Annotated in this window: 19 protein-coding genes; 5 read left to right on the top strand and 14 right to left on the bottom strand. The window is 61.0% G+C overall.

Features of this window, described 5'->3' with window-relative positions; genetic code table 11:
* Window positions 1-24: 24 nt before the first annotated feature.
* Window positions 25-570, bottom strand: coding sequence for a GNAT family N-acetyltransferase (locus Q363_RS05205; RefSeq protein ID WP_035348409.1), 546 nt, complete (start codon window positions 568-570; stop codon window positions 25-27).
* 57 nt (window positions 571-627) lie between these two features.
* Here Q363_RS05205 and Q363_RS05200 point away from each other — a divergent pair, with 57 nt between their 5' ends.
* Together Q363_RS05200 and Q363_RS05195 are read left to right on the top strand one after the other, a co-directional pair.
* A complete protein-coding gene (locus Q363_RS05200) occupies window positions 628-1,515 on the top strand; it encodes a dienelactone hydrolase family protein (protein WP_035348408.1) in 888 nt (295 codons plus the stop codon).
* Window positions 1,516-1,553: 38 nt separating this feature from the next.
* A complete protein-coding gene (locus Q363_RS05195) occupies window positions 1,554-2,246 on the top strand; it encodes a peroxiredoxin-like family protein (protein WP_035348407.1) in 693 nt (230 codons plus the stop codon).
* A 109-nt stretch (window positions 2,247-2,355) separates the two neighbouring features.
* Here Q363_RS05195 and Q363_RS05190 read toward each other — a convergent pair whose 3' ends face one another.
* From Q363_RS05190 to Q363_RS05165, 6 genes are all read right to left on the bottom strand, one after another.
* Window positions 2,356-2,754, bottom strand: a complete 399-nt coding sequence (locus tag Q363_RS05190; protein ID WP_035348405.1) for a hypothetical protein — start codon at window positions 2,752-2,754, stop codon at window positions 2,356-2,358.
* A 112-nt stretch (window positions 2,755-2,866) separates the two neighbouring features.
* On the bottom strand, window positions 2,867-3,262 hold the full coding sequence (locus Q363_RS05185; protein WP_035348403.1) for a VOC family protein: 396 nt from the start codon (window positions 3,260-3,262) through the stop codon (window positions 2,867-2,869).
* Between the two features lie 29 nt (window positions 3,263-3,291).
* Complete coding sequence (locus Q363_RS35745; RefSeq protein ID WP_051978403.1) at window positions 3,292-4,101, bottom strand: class I SAM-dependent methyltransferase; 810 nt, start codon at window positions 4,099-4,101, stop codon at window positions 3,292-3,294.
* Window positions 4,102-4,180: 79 nt separating this feature from the next.
* On the bottom strand, window positions 4,181-4,561 hold the full coding sequence (locus tag Q363_RS05175) for a group III truncated hemoglobin (RefSeq protein WP_035348401.1): 381 nt from the start codon (window positions 4,559-4,561) through the stop codon (window positions 4,181-4,183).
* Between the two features lie 126 nt (window positions 4,562-4,687).
* On the bottom strand, window positions 4,688-5,284 hold the full coding sequence (locus Q363_RS05170) for a DUF998 domain-containing protein (RefSeq protein ID WP_035348399.1): 597 nt from the start codon (window positions 5,282-5,284) through the stop codon (window positions 4,688-4,690).
* 153 nt (window positions 5,285-5,437) lie between these two features.
* A complete protein-coding gene (locus Q363_RS05165) occupies window positions 5,438-5,824 on the bottom strand; it encodes a hypothetical protein (RefSeq protein ID WP_035348397.1) in 387 nt (128 codons plus the stop codon).
* A 568-nt stretch (window positions 5,825-6,392) separates the two neighbouring features.
* Here Q363_RS05165 and Q363_RS05160 point away from each other — a divergent pair.
* Window positions 6,393-6,755, top strand: a complete 363-nt coding sequence (locus Q363_RS05160) for a TfoX/Sxy family protein (RefSeq protein ID WP_035348396.1) — start codon at window positions 6,393-6,395, stop codon at window positions 6,753-6,755.
* 53 nt (window positions 6,756-6,808) lie between these two features.
* Here Q363_RS05160 and Q363_RS05155 read toward each other — a convergent pair whose 3' ends face one another.
* On the bottom strand, window positions 6,809-7,252 hold the full coding sequence (locus tag Q363_RS05155) for a hypothetical protein (RefSeq protein WP_051978402.1): 444 nt from the start codon (window positions 7,250-7,252) through the stop codon (window positions 6,809-6,811).
* A gap of 303 nt (window positions 7,253-7,555) precedes the next feature.
* Here Q363_RS05155 and Q363_RS05150 point away from each other — a divergent pair, with 303 nt between their 5' ends.
* The gene (locus Q363_RS05150; protein ID WP_035348393.1) at window positions 7,556-8,104 is read left to right on the top strand and encodes a dihydrofolate reductase family protein; all 549 of its coding nucleotides are present in this window, start codon (window positions 7,556-7,558) and stop codon (window positions 8,102-8,104) included.
* 480 nt (window positions 8,105-8,584) lie between these two features.
* On the opposite strand, the gene Q363_RS42660 is transcribed toward Q363_RS05150, so the two are convergent.
* The 6 genes from Q363_RS42660 to Q363_RS05125 all read right to left on the bottom strand — a co-directional run bounded on the left by Q363_RS42660 (window position 8,585) and on the right by Q363_RS05125 (window position 12,950).
* Complete coding sequence (locus Q363_RS42660; protein ID WP_211256120.1) at window positions 8,585-8,986, bottom strand: ATP-binding protein; 402 nt, start codon at window positions 8,984-8,986, stop codon at window positions 8,585-8,587.
* A gap of 133 nt (window positions 8,987-9,119) precedes the next feature.
* Window positions 9,120-9,398 carry a hypothetical protein gene (locus Q363_RS42655; RefSeq protein ID WP_051978400.1) on the bottom strand — a complete coding sequence of 93 codons (279 nt, stop codon included), beginning with the start codon at window positions 9,396-9,398 and terminating at the stop codon, window positions 9,120-9,122.
* A 27-nt stretch (window positions 9,399-9,425) separates the two neighbouring features.
* Window positions 9,426-9,875, bottom strand: coding sequence for an AlbA family DNA-binding domain-containing protein (locus Q363_RS42650; protein WP_211256119.1), 450 nt, complete (start codon window positions 9,873-9,875; stop codon window positions 9,426-9,428).
* A 20-nt stretch (window positions 9,876-9,895) separates the two neighbouring features.
* A complete protein-coding gene (gene ffh / locus Q363_RS05135) occupies window positions 9,896-11,281 on the bottom strand; it encodes a signal recognition particle protein (protein ID WP_035348390.1) in 1,386 nt (461 codons plus the stop codon).
* 33 nt (window positions 11,282-11,314) lie between these two features.
* Window positions 11,315-12,613 (bottom strand): POTRA domain-containing protein, encoded by a 1,299-nt coding sequence (locus Q363_RS05130; protein ID WP_035348389.1) that lies wholly within the window; start codon window positions 12,611-12,613, stop codon window positions 11,315-11,317.
* A gap of 58 nt (window positions 12,614-12,671) precedes the next feature.
* Window positions 12,672-12,950 (bottom strand): hypothetical protein, encoded by a 279-nt coding sequence (locus Q363_RS05125; protein ID WP_035348388.1) that lies wholly within the window; start codon window positions 12,948-12,950, stop codon window positions 12,672-12,674.
* Window positions 12,951-13,105: 155 nt separating this feature from the next.
* Here Q363_RS05125 and Q363_RS05120 point away from each other — a divergent pair, with 155 nt between their 5' ends.
* Window positions 13,106-14,053: a tyrosine recombinase gene (locus Q363_RS05120; protein WP_035348387.1), complete on the top strand. Its 948-nt coding sequence runs from the start codon at window positions 13,106-13,108 to the stop codon at window positions 14,051-14,053.
* The last annotated feature ends 2 nt before the right edge of the window (window positions 14,054-14,055 follow it).

Below are 14,055 nucleotides of genomic sequence, written 5' to 3'. Positions count from 1 at the left end.
ACACCCTCCATCGCGACTACAAGCCTACAACGGTGCGTCCTTCACCATGCGCACCACCTCAATCTGCTCGCCGTCTCCCACCGGAACCATCACGCGATCGACCTCGCGATATCCCTTCAGCGCATACAACGCAACGCCGGTCAGCGTGCTACCCATCTCGAACCTCCGGAACCCGGCCGCCATCGCAGCCTCTTCCGCAGCCGCCAGAATCGTGCTCCCCAATCCCATGCGCGCATACCGCGGATGCACGAAGATCGCCCGCACCTTCGCCGCGTCTGCCGCCGGGTCCAGCAGCTCAGGCTCAACCTGCTCCACCTGGTGATCGCCCCCGTAAAGAGTTTTCCTCTTGCTCCAGCCGCCGCATCCAGCCAGCGAGCCGTCTTCCGCCACTTCGATAAAGTACGTCCCATCCGCAATCAATTGGCGATCGATCGTAAACACTGTCTTCAGCGAAGCGTCGATCTGCGCTGCGGAATAATCCTCCGCCTGCAGCCCGCGCACTGAAGCATCGATCACCTCGCGAATCCCCGCTACGTCCCCAGCCGCCGCCACCCGCAGATGAAATTTCATGCCTCCAGTCTAAGCAACATCTTGCCCGCTCTCCCTCCAGCGACTACACTCTGGCCCATGTGCCGCAAATCGCTCTCTCTGCTCGCTCTCCTCCTCGTCACCTCTCTCGCCGCGACCGCCCAGCAGTGGGCAAAAGAGCGTCTCGACGCCTCGCCTCGCCATCGCGAGTACGTCACGCTTAAGCACGGCGACCGCTCGCTGCAAGCCTTCGTCGTCTACCCCGAGGTCAGCAAGAAAGTCCCCGTCGTCGTCCTCATCCACGAGATCTTCGGCCTCGCCGACTGGCCCAAGGAGATGGCCGACTCGCTCGCCGCCGCCGGATACATCGTCGTCGCTCCCGACCTGCTCTCCGGCATGGGCCCCAACGGCGGCAACTCCGACTCCTTCACCAGCATGGACGCCACCACCAAGGCCGTCTCCGGCCTCAACCCCGACCAGGTGCTCGCCGACCTTGACGCCGCAGCCGATTACGCCAAAAAGCTTCCCGCCTCCAACGGCACCTTCGTCACCGTCGGCTTCTGCTGGGGAGGCGGCAAGTCCTTCGCCTTCGCGACCCACCGCAAGGACCTCGCCGCGGCTATGGTCTTCTACGGCCCGCCGCCTTCCGACTTCTCCACCATCACCGCGCCCGTCTACGGCTTCTACGCCGGCAACGACGCGCGCATCGACGCCACCATCCCCGACACAACCGGGGCCATGAAGGCCGCCGGAAAGAAGTATGACCCCGTCACCTACGACGGAGCCGGCCATGGCTTCATGCGCGCTGGCGAAGACCCCGGCAACACCAATCCCGCCAACAAGACCGCACGCGACCAGGCCTTCGCCCGCCTCACCTCGCTGCTCAAATCCCTTCCCGCAGCTCACAGCTCTGTCGCTGCGCCACGCACCACCACGGCCTCCAACCGCAGCAAGCAGTCCATGCTAAAATCCGTCCCCTGCCACTGATCCCGCAATCACCCCCGAGAGGCTGCGATAATTAATTCGTGGCCTCTTCACTCAAGACCTCCCTCCAGGACCAGCTCGACCAGATCACCCAGAACACCCGCGCGCTCGTGCAGCCCGAACGCCTCGCCTTTTCCGAGCGCACCATCGCCGAGCTCTTCGCCACCGGCATCGAGGACCTCGTCCTCAAGCCCGGTCAGCCCGCTCCACCCTTCTCCCTGCCCGACGCCCACACCGGCAAGCCCGTCAACTCCGCCGACCTCCTCGCCCTCGGTCCGCTCGTCGTCAACTTCTTCCGTGGCCGCTGGGACCCCTACTGCGTCACCGAGCTCGAGGCCTGGCGCGACCTCTACACCGAAGTCCGCAGCCGCGGCGCGCTCTTCGTCGCCATCTCCCCGCAGAACACGCGCCAGAACAACTTCACCATCGACCAGCACGGCCTGCAGCTCCCCCTCCTCGCCGACGCCGGCTGCGAGCTTGCCGCACAGTTCGGCCTCGCTTACACCGTCTCGCCCGAGCAGCGCCGCTACTTCCAGTCCATCCTCGTCAACATCCCCTTCAACAACGCCGGCCTCAGCTACCACAACGCCACCGAAGCCAGTTGGCGCCTTCCGCTCCCCGGCACCTTCGTTATCAACCAGCAAAACGTCATCACCTTCGCCGAGGCCCACGCCGACTTCCGCGTCCGCCCCGAGCCAGCCGAAGTCCTCGCCGCACTCAAGCAACGCTCGTAGCAGCGTCGGGGTCGTCGGTGGTGGGATCATGCGGACGGTTCCGCTGTTGAGGGTCTCGTGGCTGAAGTTCAGGTGCTCTGGAGATTCCTCGGCGAGCCAGAACACAGCCCTACTTCCACTCCCATAGTTTGGAGTTCGTGTTGCCGGTGGCATCGACTTCGTACTCGAAGGCCGCGCAGGCATTGTTGACGCGGGCGAGCTTCTGGGACGGGGTTTGGAGGAAGAGCATGCCGCGGTAGCTGACGGCGCCGCCGGGGCCGAATTTGCCTACGCCGGTTCCGGTCCAGGTGATGGCCTCGCCATCCTGGGTGAGACTGAGGCCCTGTCCGTGGCCAAGGATGGAGCCGTCGGGACGGATGACGGAGGTGTAGGTTCCCATGCCGGTGGTGGGGATGCCGAGCATCTGGCCGGTGTCTTCAAAGGATACTTCTGCGGTTGGTGGGTCGATGGAGATGACGCGTCGGACAAGTCGTCTTCCTTTGGTTTCGCCAATCTGTTCTCCAAGCATGGCTGCTCTCTCTTTCGTGAGACTGGAATGGTGCTTCCCCGGGGTGCGCCATTGTAGCTCCAGAAGGGGAGGGGGTATCTAAAACCAGCTAAGAGGCCGACTGCGGATGTGCTCAGGCGCTCTCCGGCTTGCCGATCTCCCAGTGGTGGCCGAAGGGATCGACGAGCCTTCCGATGCGCCAGCCGTATTCGTTGGTCATGTCCCAGACGACGGTGGCTCCTGCGGAGACGGCTCGGCGATAGGCAGCGTCGGGGTCGTCGGTGGTGAGGATGATGCGGACGGTGCCGCCGTTGAGGGTCTCGGGACTGAAGTTCAGGTGTTCTGGCGATTCGTCGGCGAGCCAGAACTCGGCTCCGTTGACGGAGAGCTGGGCGACGACTGATCCGTCCGGGTCGTCCTGGCGGAAGACCACTTCTGCACCGAAGGCTGCTGTGTAGAAGTCGACCGCTCTGGCTCCGTCTCGGACGGAGAGCATGGGGGCGATGGTGGTTTTTGGGCTGGAGCTCATGGAACTCCTTTGAGGGTGCGTGGATAAGTCTAGCGGAGTTTGCGAGGGGCTTGCGGCTTGGTTCCCGAGGATGCAACGAAGGTGATTGCGCTGGTCCAGATGCGCGGGTCGGAGTACAGGCGGTTGAAGTGTGTCAGCATGGTGCGGGAGACGTAGCCTGACTCGATCAGCCGGGGACGGAGCTCCTCAAGGGTTTCGAGCCAGTACCTTGCCCAGGGGGATTGTCCGGGATAGATGGCGGTGGTGCCTTCGGCGCTGACTGGGTTCAATCCGGATGCGGAGAGGAGGGCTGGCATCTTGCGTCCGATGAAGTAGTCGATGCCTACCGACGCCGACCACTGGAGCCAGGCTTGCCAGAAGGCGCGCAGAGCTTCGGGTGTGGCGGCGGTGGCGGGGAGGAAGTCAGGCTCGATGGAGAGCAGCACGCCGTTAGGCTTCAGGAAGCGGACCATGTGCTGGACTGCCTTTTTTGGCGACTTGACGTGATGCAGTACGGCGCGGGCGGTGACGAGATCGTAGGTGGCGGGTTCGACCTCGTGCCTCAGGATGTCCAGCTGGCGTACTTCGAGGTTCGGCGCGTGGAGATGGTCGATGTAGCTGAGGTCGATGTCGGTGGCGGTGACGTGTCCTTTGGGGCCGACATTGGAGGCGAGCCACTTAGAGATAGAGCCGTTGCCGCAGCCGATCTCGAGGCATCGCCAGCCGAGGCGCAGGCCGAGTCGTTCGATAAGGGCTCGGTGCATGGGGTCGAGGAGTTGGGACATGAGGGCGAGGCGCTGGCGCTCGCCTGCGAGGGTGTGGGGGAGGACGTAGCTGGCCTTTGGAGATTTTCCCGGCAATGGAGTTCTCCTGGAGCTGTTCGTCTGATGACGACGAAATGGTACAGGGGAATGGAAGCCTACGTGGATGGTCGGGGTCTTAGCTGACCGCGGCTTGCTGGGTCTGTCGATAGGCGATGCCGGCTTTAAAGTTCTGGGCGATGCGGTGGGACTTTTCGATGACGGTGGCGGCATGCTCGGGCGAGAGGACTTCGTTGGCGGTCTCGGCGAAGAGGGTGAGCCAGCGGGAGAAGTGATCGGGGTCGAGCGGGAGCTGGAGGTGGGTCATCAGGGGGTCGCCTTTGTAGCGGCCGGTGGTTAGGAGGACGGTGGACCAGAAGTCCTTGAGGGTGGCGAGGTGATGGGGCCAGTCGCCGACGATGGCATTGAAGATGGGGCCGATGTCGGGGTCGAGGCGGACTTTGGCGTAGAAGGTGTCGACGAGAGTGCTGATCTCGGATTCCGTGATCTTGTCGGCCATGGATACAGTTTAGCGTTGGGGTTCGCGCTTTGCGCGAATGTCCCACCTCGGCGAGATGAAGCCGTCGCGAAGATGGGGCATCCGATTCTTCGACTCAACCTAGATGTGGGCCACCCGCCCGCGGTGTTACAGGCGAGCGCCTCGAAGAAGTTTGAGGGTGAGGAGCGCGGACCATAGTGTACGGGTGACGGTAGCGAGTTTTTCCATGGCTCCGGCCGGTCCGCCGCCGGGATGGTTGGTGAGTCCGAAGGCGGTGAGGAAGCACATCATCAGCAGCGCAGTGACGATGGAGTAGTAGGCCCAGTGCTTCCAGCGAGGATCGGGCCAGAAGCGCCAGGCAAAGAGGAAAAGGATGAGCAGTGTCGAGTTGAAGGCGATCAGGTCGCAGATGAGGTGAAGGGGCTCGTGAATGAAGAGGCCGTCGCCGATGACGGCGAGTCCGGAGAGGAACTGGAGGAGGGGTATTAGCCGTGCGCCGCGACCGTGATGCAGTTCGGTGCGCAGTGCGAAGGCGAAGGCGATGAGTAGGAGGCCGAAGACGGCAAAGTTGATGCGCTGGGCGATGCCGAGCGAGGTGAACTCAAGCGCGCTGATGGTCTCTCGTATGGGAGAGTAGGGGATCGCGAGGATTCCGAGGAGCAGAAAAGTAGCGATAAAAAGAAGACCGCCGAAGCCGGAGGTCAGAAGGAGGGCCTGCTTCAGTGGACGTTCTGTTTGTGCCATGGTTGGAGTTGCCGCGCTGGTTCGTTTGCGGTCTTCGATTTCCAAATCATTACAACACATGGGGCACGCGTTGTAGGTAGCGGTTCGCGCGTGGCGCGAATGCCCACATCTCAGAATCGAGATATGGGGCACCCGAGCACCCGATTCTTCGACTCAACCTAGATGTGGGCCATCTGCCTCCGGTGGAGTCTGGGTTTGTTGCGCCTTCTGGGCGGTACGTAGGTTGGCGGAGGCGATCTGGAGGCAGTAGAGGAGGAGGCCGGCGCGGCGCGGGTCGATGTCGTTGGCGGCGATGCGAATGAGGAGCTCGCCGAGGGACTCCTGGATGGAGTCGTGGCTGGTGGGGGTGAAGAGAGAGAAGGTGCTGCGGCGCGCGATGCGCTGCTCGGGGCGGACGACGGGGCGGCGAGAGTCGTGGTGGAAGTAGCAGAACTGCTCGTTGCGCATGCGCGGGCTGCCGCAGCGGGCGTTGTCGGGGAAGATGTGGTGGCACTGGTAGCTGTTGTTCGGCTGGTCGTAGTTGGTTGTGGCTTCGTTCATGGGTGTACCCCCTTGTTTTTGTGCAAGATCTTCAAAGTAGAGAATTTAGGTCTGGACCTCGGACGCAATTCGATTGCCAGACTGTGGTTGTGGGTTAAAACGAGAAGCCCCGGCGGGTGCCGGGGCTTGCTTTTTTGTACCTACTTCTATTGTAGAGAGTTGAGGTGGGTAAAACGGCAGCTTTAGGGGATTTGTTTTTGGGTGGGAAGTGATTTGGTTTGTTTTGGATGTGGTGATTCAGCGGGCGTTTTGCACAGGTTTGGGGGCTTGACAGGATCTTTGGGGGTTCGTGCTTCATGCGCTTCCTTGAGCAGATTAGTCGTTCCGCCCTTCGGGCTTCACTCCGGCCCACGGTAGTGCGGTACGCCGCTTTGCGGCGGACTTTTCGGCACCCATTCGACTGCGCTCAGGGCAGGCTCTGAAGCGGTGCCCTTAAGCAAGGCGGTTCGCGCTCTGCGCGAATGGCCCACTCATGCGATTAGACCGCATGAATGGGGAACGCGGCATTTGTCGGACTGATCAGATGTGGGGGCCACCTGTTCGATACCATTCCTCAGAAGGAGTGGGTATGGCATACGACGAGATGCTTCAGGAACGGATTCGGCGCACGGTGGGCGGCCGCGTGGGTGTGACCGAGAAGAAGATGTTCGGTGGCGTCGCATTTCTGCTGGATGGGAAGATGTTCTGCGGGATTGTGAAGGACGACCTGATGGTGCGGGTGGGACCGGACCGTCATGAAGATGCGCTGAGGGAGCCGCATGTGCGTCCGATGGACTTCACCGGTCGGCCTATGAAGGGGTATGTCTACGTGGATCCTGATGGAAGCGGGACGGATAGAGAGGTGAAACGGTGGGCCGAGCGGGGGTTTGAGTTTGTTTCGACCCTGGAGGGGAAGGCTAAGCCGGTGCGGAAGAAGGCTCGCAGTAAGTGAGGCTGTGTCGGTTCGCGCTTTTGCGCGAATCTCCGTTCATGTGTACGGATCGGTTATCTCCAGCGCTCGCCTCGCTGCACGATGTAATGCGTAAAGACGTAACGCCACGGGATAAGAGGCAGGAAGATCACCACCATGAGGCAGGCTTTGATATCTTCAGCGGCCGCCGCGGTGATCTGATGGGCTGACCATAGCGGAAGCGCGAAGGCGATGAGATAGATGGTCTTCCAGATCAGCTCAAAGAGAAGTAGCGGGATCATCTGGACGGGGTACCGAAGCCCGAGGATTGCAGTTGCTCCAAGGCCGGCCAGCAATGCGAGCAGGGGACCTTTGGTTATCGCCAGCTCGTTGGTGTGGTGAATGACGTTGGGCCAGATGTACGTGCCCAGTCCGGCGGCAAGTATCAAATAGCAGAGGCGCAGCGTATACAGCCTGAACAGCGAGACCTCGGCACCGACAGCACTCTTTGGAAGAGACGACTTGATCGTTGAGTTCATAGAGAGTCCATGCTGGGAATTTGTGCTCCAGCTTACGCTGATTTGGCAGTGGAAGGCAGTTGTGAATGGATCAGTCGTTTCGCCCTGCGGGCTTCACTCCGGCCTACGGCAGTGCGGTACGCCGCTTTGCAGCGGACTTTTCGGCACGGCTGAAGCCGTGCCCTTAAGCAAGGCGGTTCGCGCTCTGCGCGAATGATCCCACTCATGCGATGAAGCCGCATGAATGGGGCACCTGATGTGTCGGAGGGAATTTATGTATGCGCCACCCGGCCTGGTCTACCCCATCGGCGGTACTCTTGCGTAATGCGACCCCTTCGGTATTCCATCAACGTCACATTGGACGGGTGCTGCGATCATCGTGTCATACCAGCGGACGAAGACTTGCATCGTCACGCGATCGAGAACCTCGACCAAGCTGATGCCCTCCTCTTTGGCCGGGTGACTTACGAGATGATGGAGGCAGCGTTCCGGCCGCCGGCGCGGACGGTGGCGAGGCATGATTGGATGGAACCCTTCGCCCGGACGATCGACGCGGCAAAGAAGTACGTCGTGTCGAGCACCCTGGACCGGGTCGATTGGAACGCGGAGCTCGTGCGCGGGGATCTAGGGACGGCCGTTCAGCAGCTCAAGCGGGAGCCGGGTAAGGGACTGTTCATGGGAGGCGTAAAGCTCCCTCTGGCGTTGGCGGAGCTGGGATTGATCGATGAGTACGAGTTCGTGGTGCAGCCGAGGCTAGCGGGCCACGGGCCGACGTTGTTCGCGGGGCTATCGAAGCATGTCGACTTGAGGCTCGTGAGCCGGCTGGAGTTCGGCTCGGGGGCGGTGGCGATGCGGTATGAGCCGAGAAGATAGCCATTGCGCTTTTAGCCCGAGTCGGCCGCATCATGGAGCAACTCGGGCAGATCCAGTGGAAATATTCCGATCCGAGCCGCCGCATCCGCAGTAACGTTGTTTCTGCGACATGCCACTAGATGTGAGCCACCTGTCCAACTGAAGGTGATGAAGTGGTGGTCACCTTCCTGTTGGTAGCGCTTGAGGCCCAGCGGCATGGGTTGATTTTTAGGGTATCGGTTCGCGCGTTGCGCGAATGCCCACATCTCATAATCGAGATATGGGGCACCCGATTCGTGACTGGATAGTCAGATGTGGGCCACCCGTCCACCCGGTTTTGTGGCTAGCTTTCAGATGTGGGGCACCCGTCCCACTTAGGCTATTGGATCACCGGACCGCGCGCTGCCACTCTTCTAACAAGCCGATATGCGGCAGAATACCTAGTCGTACCGGGCACGAGTTCGATCATCCCCTTCGCAACTAAACGTTGCAGGATGCCTTTCATTTTATTTCGGACCCGATGAAGCATATCTCACGCGCGACACTATTTTTGATACTGTCATTCGTTTGTAAGTAATTCAGAATGAGTTCCTCTGGTGTGGCAAGAGGTTCATGTTTTAGAACGACTTTGACCGAATTGTTTCCTTGTTGAATGATTGGCGGTTTGAGCTTCATATCGCGCATTGCCAAAAAAGCTGAATTCAATCCTTCTCCAACATCCTTGTTTGGTGGATTGGGAAACTTATTGATCAACCTGACAATCACGCCGTTTCTAGAAAAACGTTCTTCAAGAATATTTTCAGGGGTGATATGAGCCGGTAACGAACCGGGACTTATTACCTCTACACGGTTATCGAAAGTCCGAATATGGATGTCATCTGCAAGGCTATAGTCCCGATGCAAGACTGCATTAGTTAGTGATGACTTCGTGGAGTGCTGTTATTGGGTATTTAACTGGCTCAAGACCCTCGGGCGTATTGACCCGGACGGATTCGATAATTGCTGAAGTGGTTTTCACCGAATCCATGACCTGTTGCTACGCATGACCTTCAATCGAGAGAGGATCACCATCAAGCGTTTCTCTTGTTCCCTCGTCAGCTGTTGTCTTGTAGCGATAGATCTTTATGCCAGAGCGTTTTGGGAGAAGCGCTTGCGGCTCTTCAGCGAAGAGCACAACACCTGCTACCGTGGGTTTATCGCCGACAATGACCTGTTGCTTACGTAACCAAGCATCTGGCTCTGCCGTAGGAACGATTTCAAGCATGAATTGCAGGCTGACCGCTGAATTTGTGAGGACGACTGGGTCTGCATTCACTGTCTCTGTTTCGAACGATGTAAGACCTTAGTTACGTGCTAAGCGCGCCAAATCATCGGCGGTTGTGTAGGGCATACTTTGTGCGCCTCTTCGAACATAAACGATGTCATCGGACGCTTTTTTTATATTGCGGCTCTTCTGTATTTCGATCTTTAACACTAGTCCGTTGCTGCTACCACATTTAAGGAACGAGTATGTATAGCCATCCCCTAATGGAAAAAGCTTTTCGAATATCTGAATGTGTCCATTTGCAGCTTCTGGAGTCGCGAACCCTGCCCACGACTTCAATTGATTCTTCTTGTCTTCGTCTATACCTACGTAGACCTCTCCGCCGTCTGCGTTAGAGAGCGCTGCTATTGTCTTGGTCAGCTTACCAGGTGCGATTTGAATAGCTTTCAAATCGGCAAAATGGCCTTCCTCGATCGCCAATACTCTATTTCGTTCAGCTTCCGATATTTCAAAAACATTGATTGTCAACGACGGCCTCTCGTGTCGAACTATCTCCCGAACCGCTGCCGTCCCTGTAGCTGGCTCATCATTCTCTGCTGGGCCTTCATGCCGCCTCCGCCGCCCATGGTCTTGAAGACCTTTCGCATCTGGGCGTATTGGCGGAGGAGGTTGTTGACGTCCTGGACGGTGGTTCCGGAGCCGCGGGCGATGCGCTTGCGCCGGTTGCCGTTGATGATCTCGTGGTCGAGGCGTTCCTTCTTCGTCATCGAGTTGATGATGGACTCGACGCGGGTGAACTGGCCTTCGTCGACGTTGTCGATGGCCTGCTGCATTCCGGCGAAGGGGCCGACGGAGGGGAGCATCTTGAGGATGGACTTCATGGAGCCCATCTTTTTGATCTGACGGAGCTGGTCGCGGAAGTCCTCGAGGGTGAAGCCGTCGCCGGAGAGAGCCTTCTTGGCGAAGGCCTCGGCCTTGCCGCGGTCGAGCTTTTCTTCGGCGCGCTCGATGAGGGTGGCGATGTCGCCGTGGCCCATGATGCGGGAGACGATGCGGTCGGGGTGGAAGGGCTCGAAGGCGTCGGGCTTTTCGCCGGTGCCGAGGAACTTGATGGGCTGGCCGGTGACGTGGCGGATGGAGAGGGCAGCGCCGCCGCGGGCGTCGCCGTCCATCTTGGTGAGGACGGCTCCGGTGATGGCGAGGCGGTCGTTGAAGGCCTTGGCGGAGTTGACGGCGTCCTGGCCGGTCATGGCGTCGGCGACGAAGAGGATCTCGGACGGGGTGAGGAGCTTTTTGAGGGCGGCCATCTCGTCCATGAGCTCGGCGTCGATGTGGTTGCGGCCGGCGGTGTCGACGATGAGCATGTCGCAGCCGAAGTTGGCGGCTTCGCGCTTGGCCTCTTTCGCGAGGCGGAGAACGTCGTCGGTGCCGGGCTTAGCGGAGTCGACCTTGCCCCCGTAGAGGTTGGCGCTGATGGAGCGGGCGACGATGGCGAGCTGCTCGCGCGCGGCGGGACGGTAGACGTCGACGGAGACGAGCATGGGGCGGTGCCCGGCTTTCTTGAGCCACTGGGCGAGCTTGCCGGAGGTGGTCGTCTTACCGGAGCCCTGGAGGCCGGCCATGAGGATGACGCTGGGGGGCTGCGAGGCCTTCTGGAAGCGCGCAGTGTCGCGGCCGAGTACGTTGACGAGCTCGTCGTGGACGATCTTGACGATCTGCTCGGTGGGGGAGAGGGCGGTGGCGACCTGGGAGCCGAGGGCGCGGGTGCGGATGTGCTCGACGAGCTCGTCGACGACGGCGAGGTTCACGTCGGATTCGAGCAGGGCGAGGCGGATCTCGCGGACGGCCTCGGAGATGTTCTCGTCGGTGATGGTGCCTTCGCCGCGGAGGTTCTTAAAGGAGCGCTGGAGTTTATCGGAGAGGTTCTCAAACATGGCTGCCTTTAAGTTTAGCAGCGGGTGCGAGGGTTAGTCCGTGGCCTGGACGAGCTGGCCGCCTTTGGCGAAGGTGATGGTGAGGTCGACGAGGTGGGTGTCGGGGTCGGAGAGGGCCTTGTAGTTGGCGGAGTAGCCGCGGAGGGACTGGATGGTGGTGTTCTTGACGAGGAAGGTGGTGAGGTAGGTGACGTCGTAGAAGTCGCCGGGATTCATGTGCCAGGCTGCGGTGAAGTCTTTGCGCTGCTGGTCGTTGAGGCCGACGGCGTTGATGGACTTGATGCGGTACTGATCGCCGGGGACGACGCGGATGGTATAGGCGACGTGGTGGGTGGCGGAATCGAGAGTGGCGGGCGCCTGAATTTTGGCGTCCTGGTAGCCCGTGGCGTAGTAGGCGCGGGCGAGGATGGAGAGGCTTTGCTTGAGAGTCAGCTGAGAGGCCAGGTCTTCTGGGTGGAGCTTGGACTGCTTGTTGAAGTCGGCGGCACTCATGACGTCGGAGCCCTGCCAGGTGAGCGAGGAGATGCGGTAGGGCTGGCCTTCGCGGATGGTGGCGGTGAGATCGAGGTTGATGGCGTCGGCGGTGACCTGTGGGGCGGTGCGGGCGATGTCGAGGGCGGCATCGAGGTAGCCGTCGTTGCGGTAGATTTCGGTGACAGTGGAGCTGACGGCCGTGTTGGTGGTGTATTGGTCGAAGGGCTGGTTGGCGGCGTCTTTGCTGACCTTTTCGAGCTTGGTCTGCATGGCAGGCGAGGCGGCGACGAAGGTGAGGGAGTGGACGCGGACCTCGGGGGATTCGATAAGGAAGGAGAACGCGGTGGGTGGGGCTCCGGGGGCGGCGCCGCTGGGCATGACGGCGACTTTGGCGTGGACGTTCTTTTCGGCAAGCATGACGGTGAGCGCGGCGGTGACGGCCTCCTGCATGTTGCCAGAGATGGGAATGGAGCCGCGGTAGAGCGGCACGCGAGCCTTGAGAGCTTCGGCAAGCTCGTCGTTCGACCACCAGATGAGGTTGGGGAAGCGAGCGGGCAGGAGATTGTCCGCGGGCATGGGCTTGAGGGCGCAGGTGAGTCCCTGGGGACCTAAGGCGAAGTGGACGTCGGCGAAGAGGCCGGTGTCGCTGAGCTTTTGCGCGGCGGCCTGGACCTCGGCAGCCGACGATGTGGCGCCGGGCTTGAGGCCGGTGAAGGCGAGCAGCTCAGCCTGTGAGTATGCGGGGACGCCGGTGAAAAGGATGTTCTTCGGAAGGATGACGGCCTGAGCGGAGAGGCGGGTAGATGAGGGCAGAAGGCAGAGAGCCAGAAGGGCAAGGGAACCGATCGTCGTACGCATGTGAGACCAACGATAGCCGAGGACATTTGCCTGGAAAAGAAAAAACTGCGGGACAGAGTTAGTTGATCTTTGGGCTGGGGAGTTCCTTGCGGCCGAGGAAGGTCATGGAGAGATAGGCGCCGATCCAGGAGCCGAGGGCTGCGAAGAGGACGTAGAACCAGTGCCGGGTGTAGCTGATGACGGCGAAGGCGGACAGGAGATACCAGATGCTGCTCCAGGTGGCGGCGGGGATGCGGCGGCGGGCGGAGACGGCGGCGTTGAACAGGACGTAGACGGCGTCGGTGGCGGCGGTGGAGAAGAGGACGCCGAGGGCGAGGAGGGGGTCGAGCTGCGCCATGAGGGACCTCCTTGAGAGGCGGGGCTGAGGATCATCTTAGGATTTGCTGTGGAAAGACTCACAGCGAGGGGTGCGGGAGAGGGTTCGTAGCGAGGTGGATACCGGGCGATGGGTGGGCGCGTTTTCATGGGGCGGCGGCGGGGATAATCAGGGCTATGCGGGAGCAGGACGAGGTTGCCGGGAACGTTCGGAGCGTGCGCGAGTACGGCGTGTATCTGCGCGTCGAGAAGGGGATGAGACCGGCGACGTGCGAGGCGTATCAGTGTGACCTGGAGCAGTTTGCGGAGCATGTGGAAGGGCGCGAAGGGCTGCTGGTGACGGCTACGCAGGAGGATGTTCGCGGCTTCATGGAAGGGCTGCGCGGGCATGGCGTGGAGTCGCGGTCGATTGCGCGGAAGCTGAGCGCGCTGCGAGGGTTCTATCGCTGGCTGCTGATCGACAAGAGGATCAAGCACGATCCGACGGTGAATGTGGAGAGCCCGTCGAGCTGGAAGGTTCTGCCGAAGAGCCTCGCCGAGAGTGAGGTGGCGGGGATGCTGGAGCGGACCGGAGTTGCCGCGCGAGTGGCCGATGCAGATGGATTGGCGCTGCGGGACCACGCGATCCTTGAGCTGCTGTACGGAGGCGGGTTGAGGGTGGCGGAGATATGCGCTCTGCATGTCGAGGACCTGCATCTGGACGCGGGGCGGGCGCAGGTTCGGGGCAAGGGCGACAAGGAGAGGATTGTGCCGCTGGGGCGCGCGGCGCTGGAGGCTCTCGAGCGGTATTTGAAGATTGGACGGCCCGAGCTGGCGAATGGAGCGATGCAGCGGGCGCTGTTTCTGAGCGTGCGAGGCAGGCCGCTGACGCGGCAGTGGGTGTGGGAGATGGTACGGTCGGTCTCGCCGGAGGGGAATAGGGCGAGTCCGCACAAGCTGAGGCACAGCTGCGCGACGCACATGGTGGATCACGGCGCGGACCTGCGCACCGTGCAGACGCTGTTGGGGCACGCGGATATTGCGACGACGCAGGTGTACACTCACGTGGCGCTGGGGCGGCTGAAGCAGGTGCACAGGATGCATCATCCGCGGGGAAAGCGACAGGCAGTAGGGAATAGGGAGTAGAG

This window comes from Edaphobacter aggregans DSM 19364, assembly GCF_000745965.1.
GTDB classification, from domain to species: domain Bacteria; phylum Acidobacteriota; class Terriglobia; order Terriglobales; family Acidobacteriaceae; genus Edaphobacter; species Edaphobacter aggregans.
This window is presented reverse-complemented; position numbering and strand designations above follow the sequence as displayed.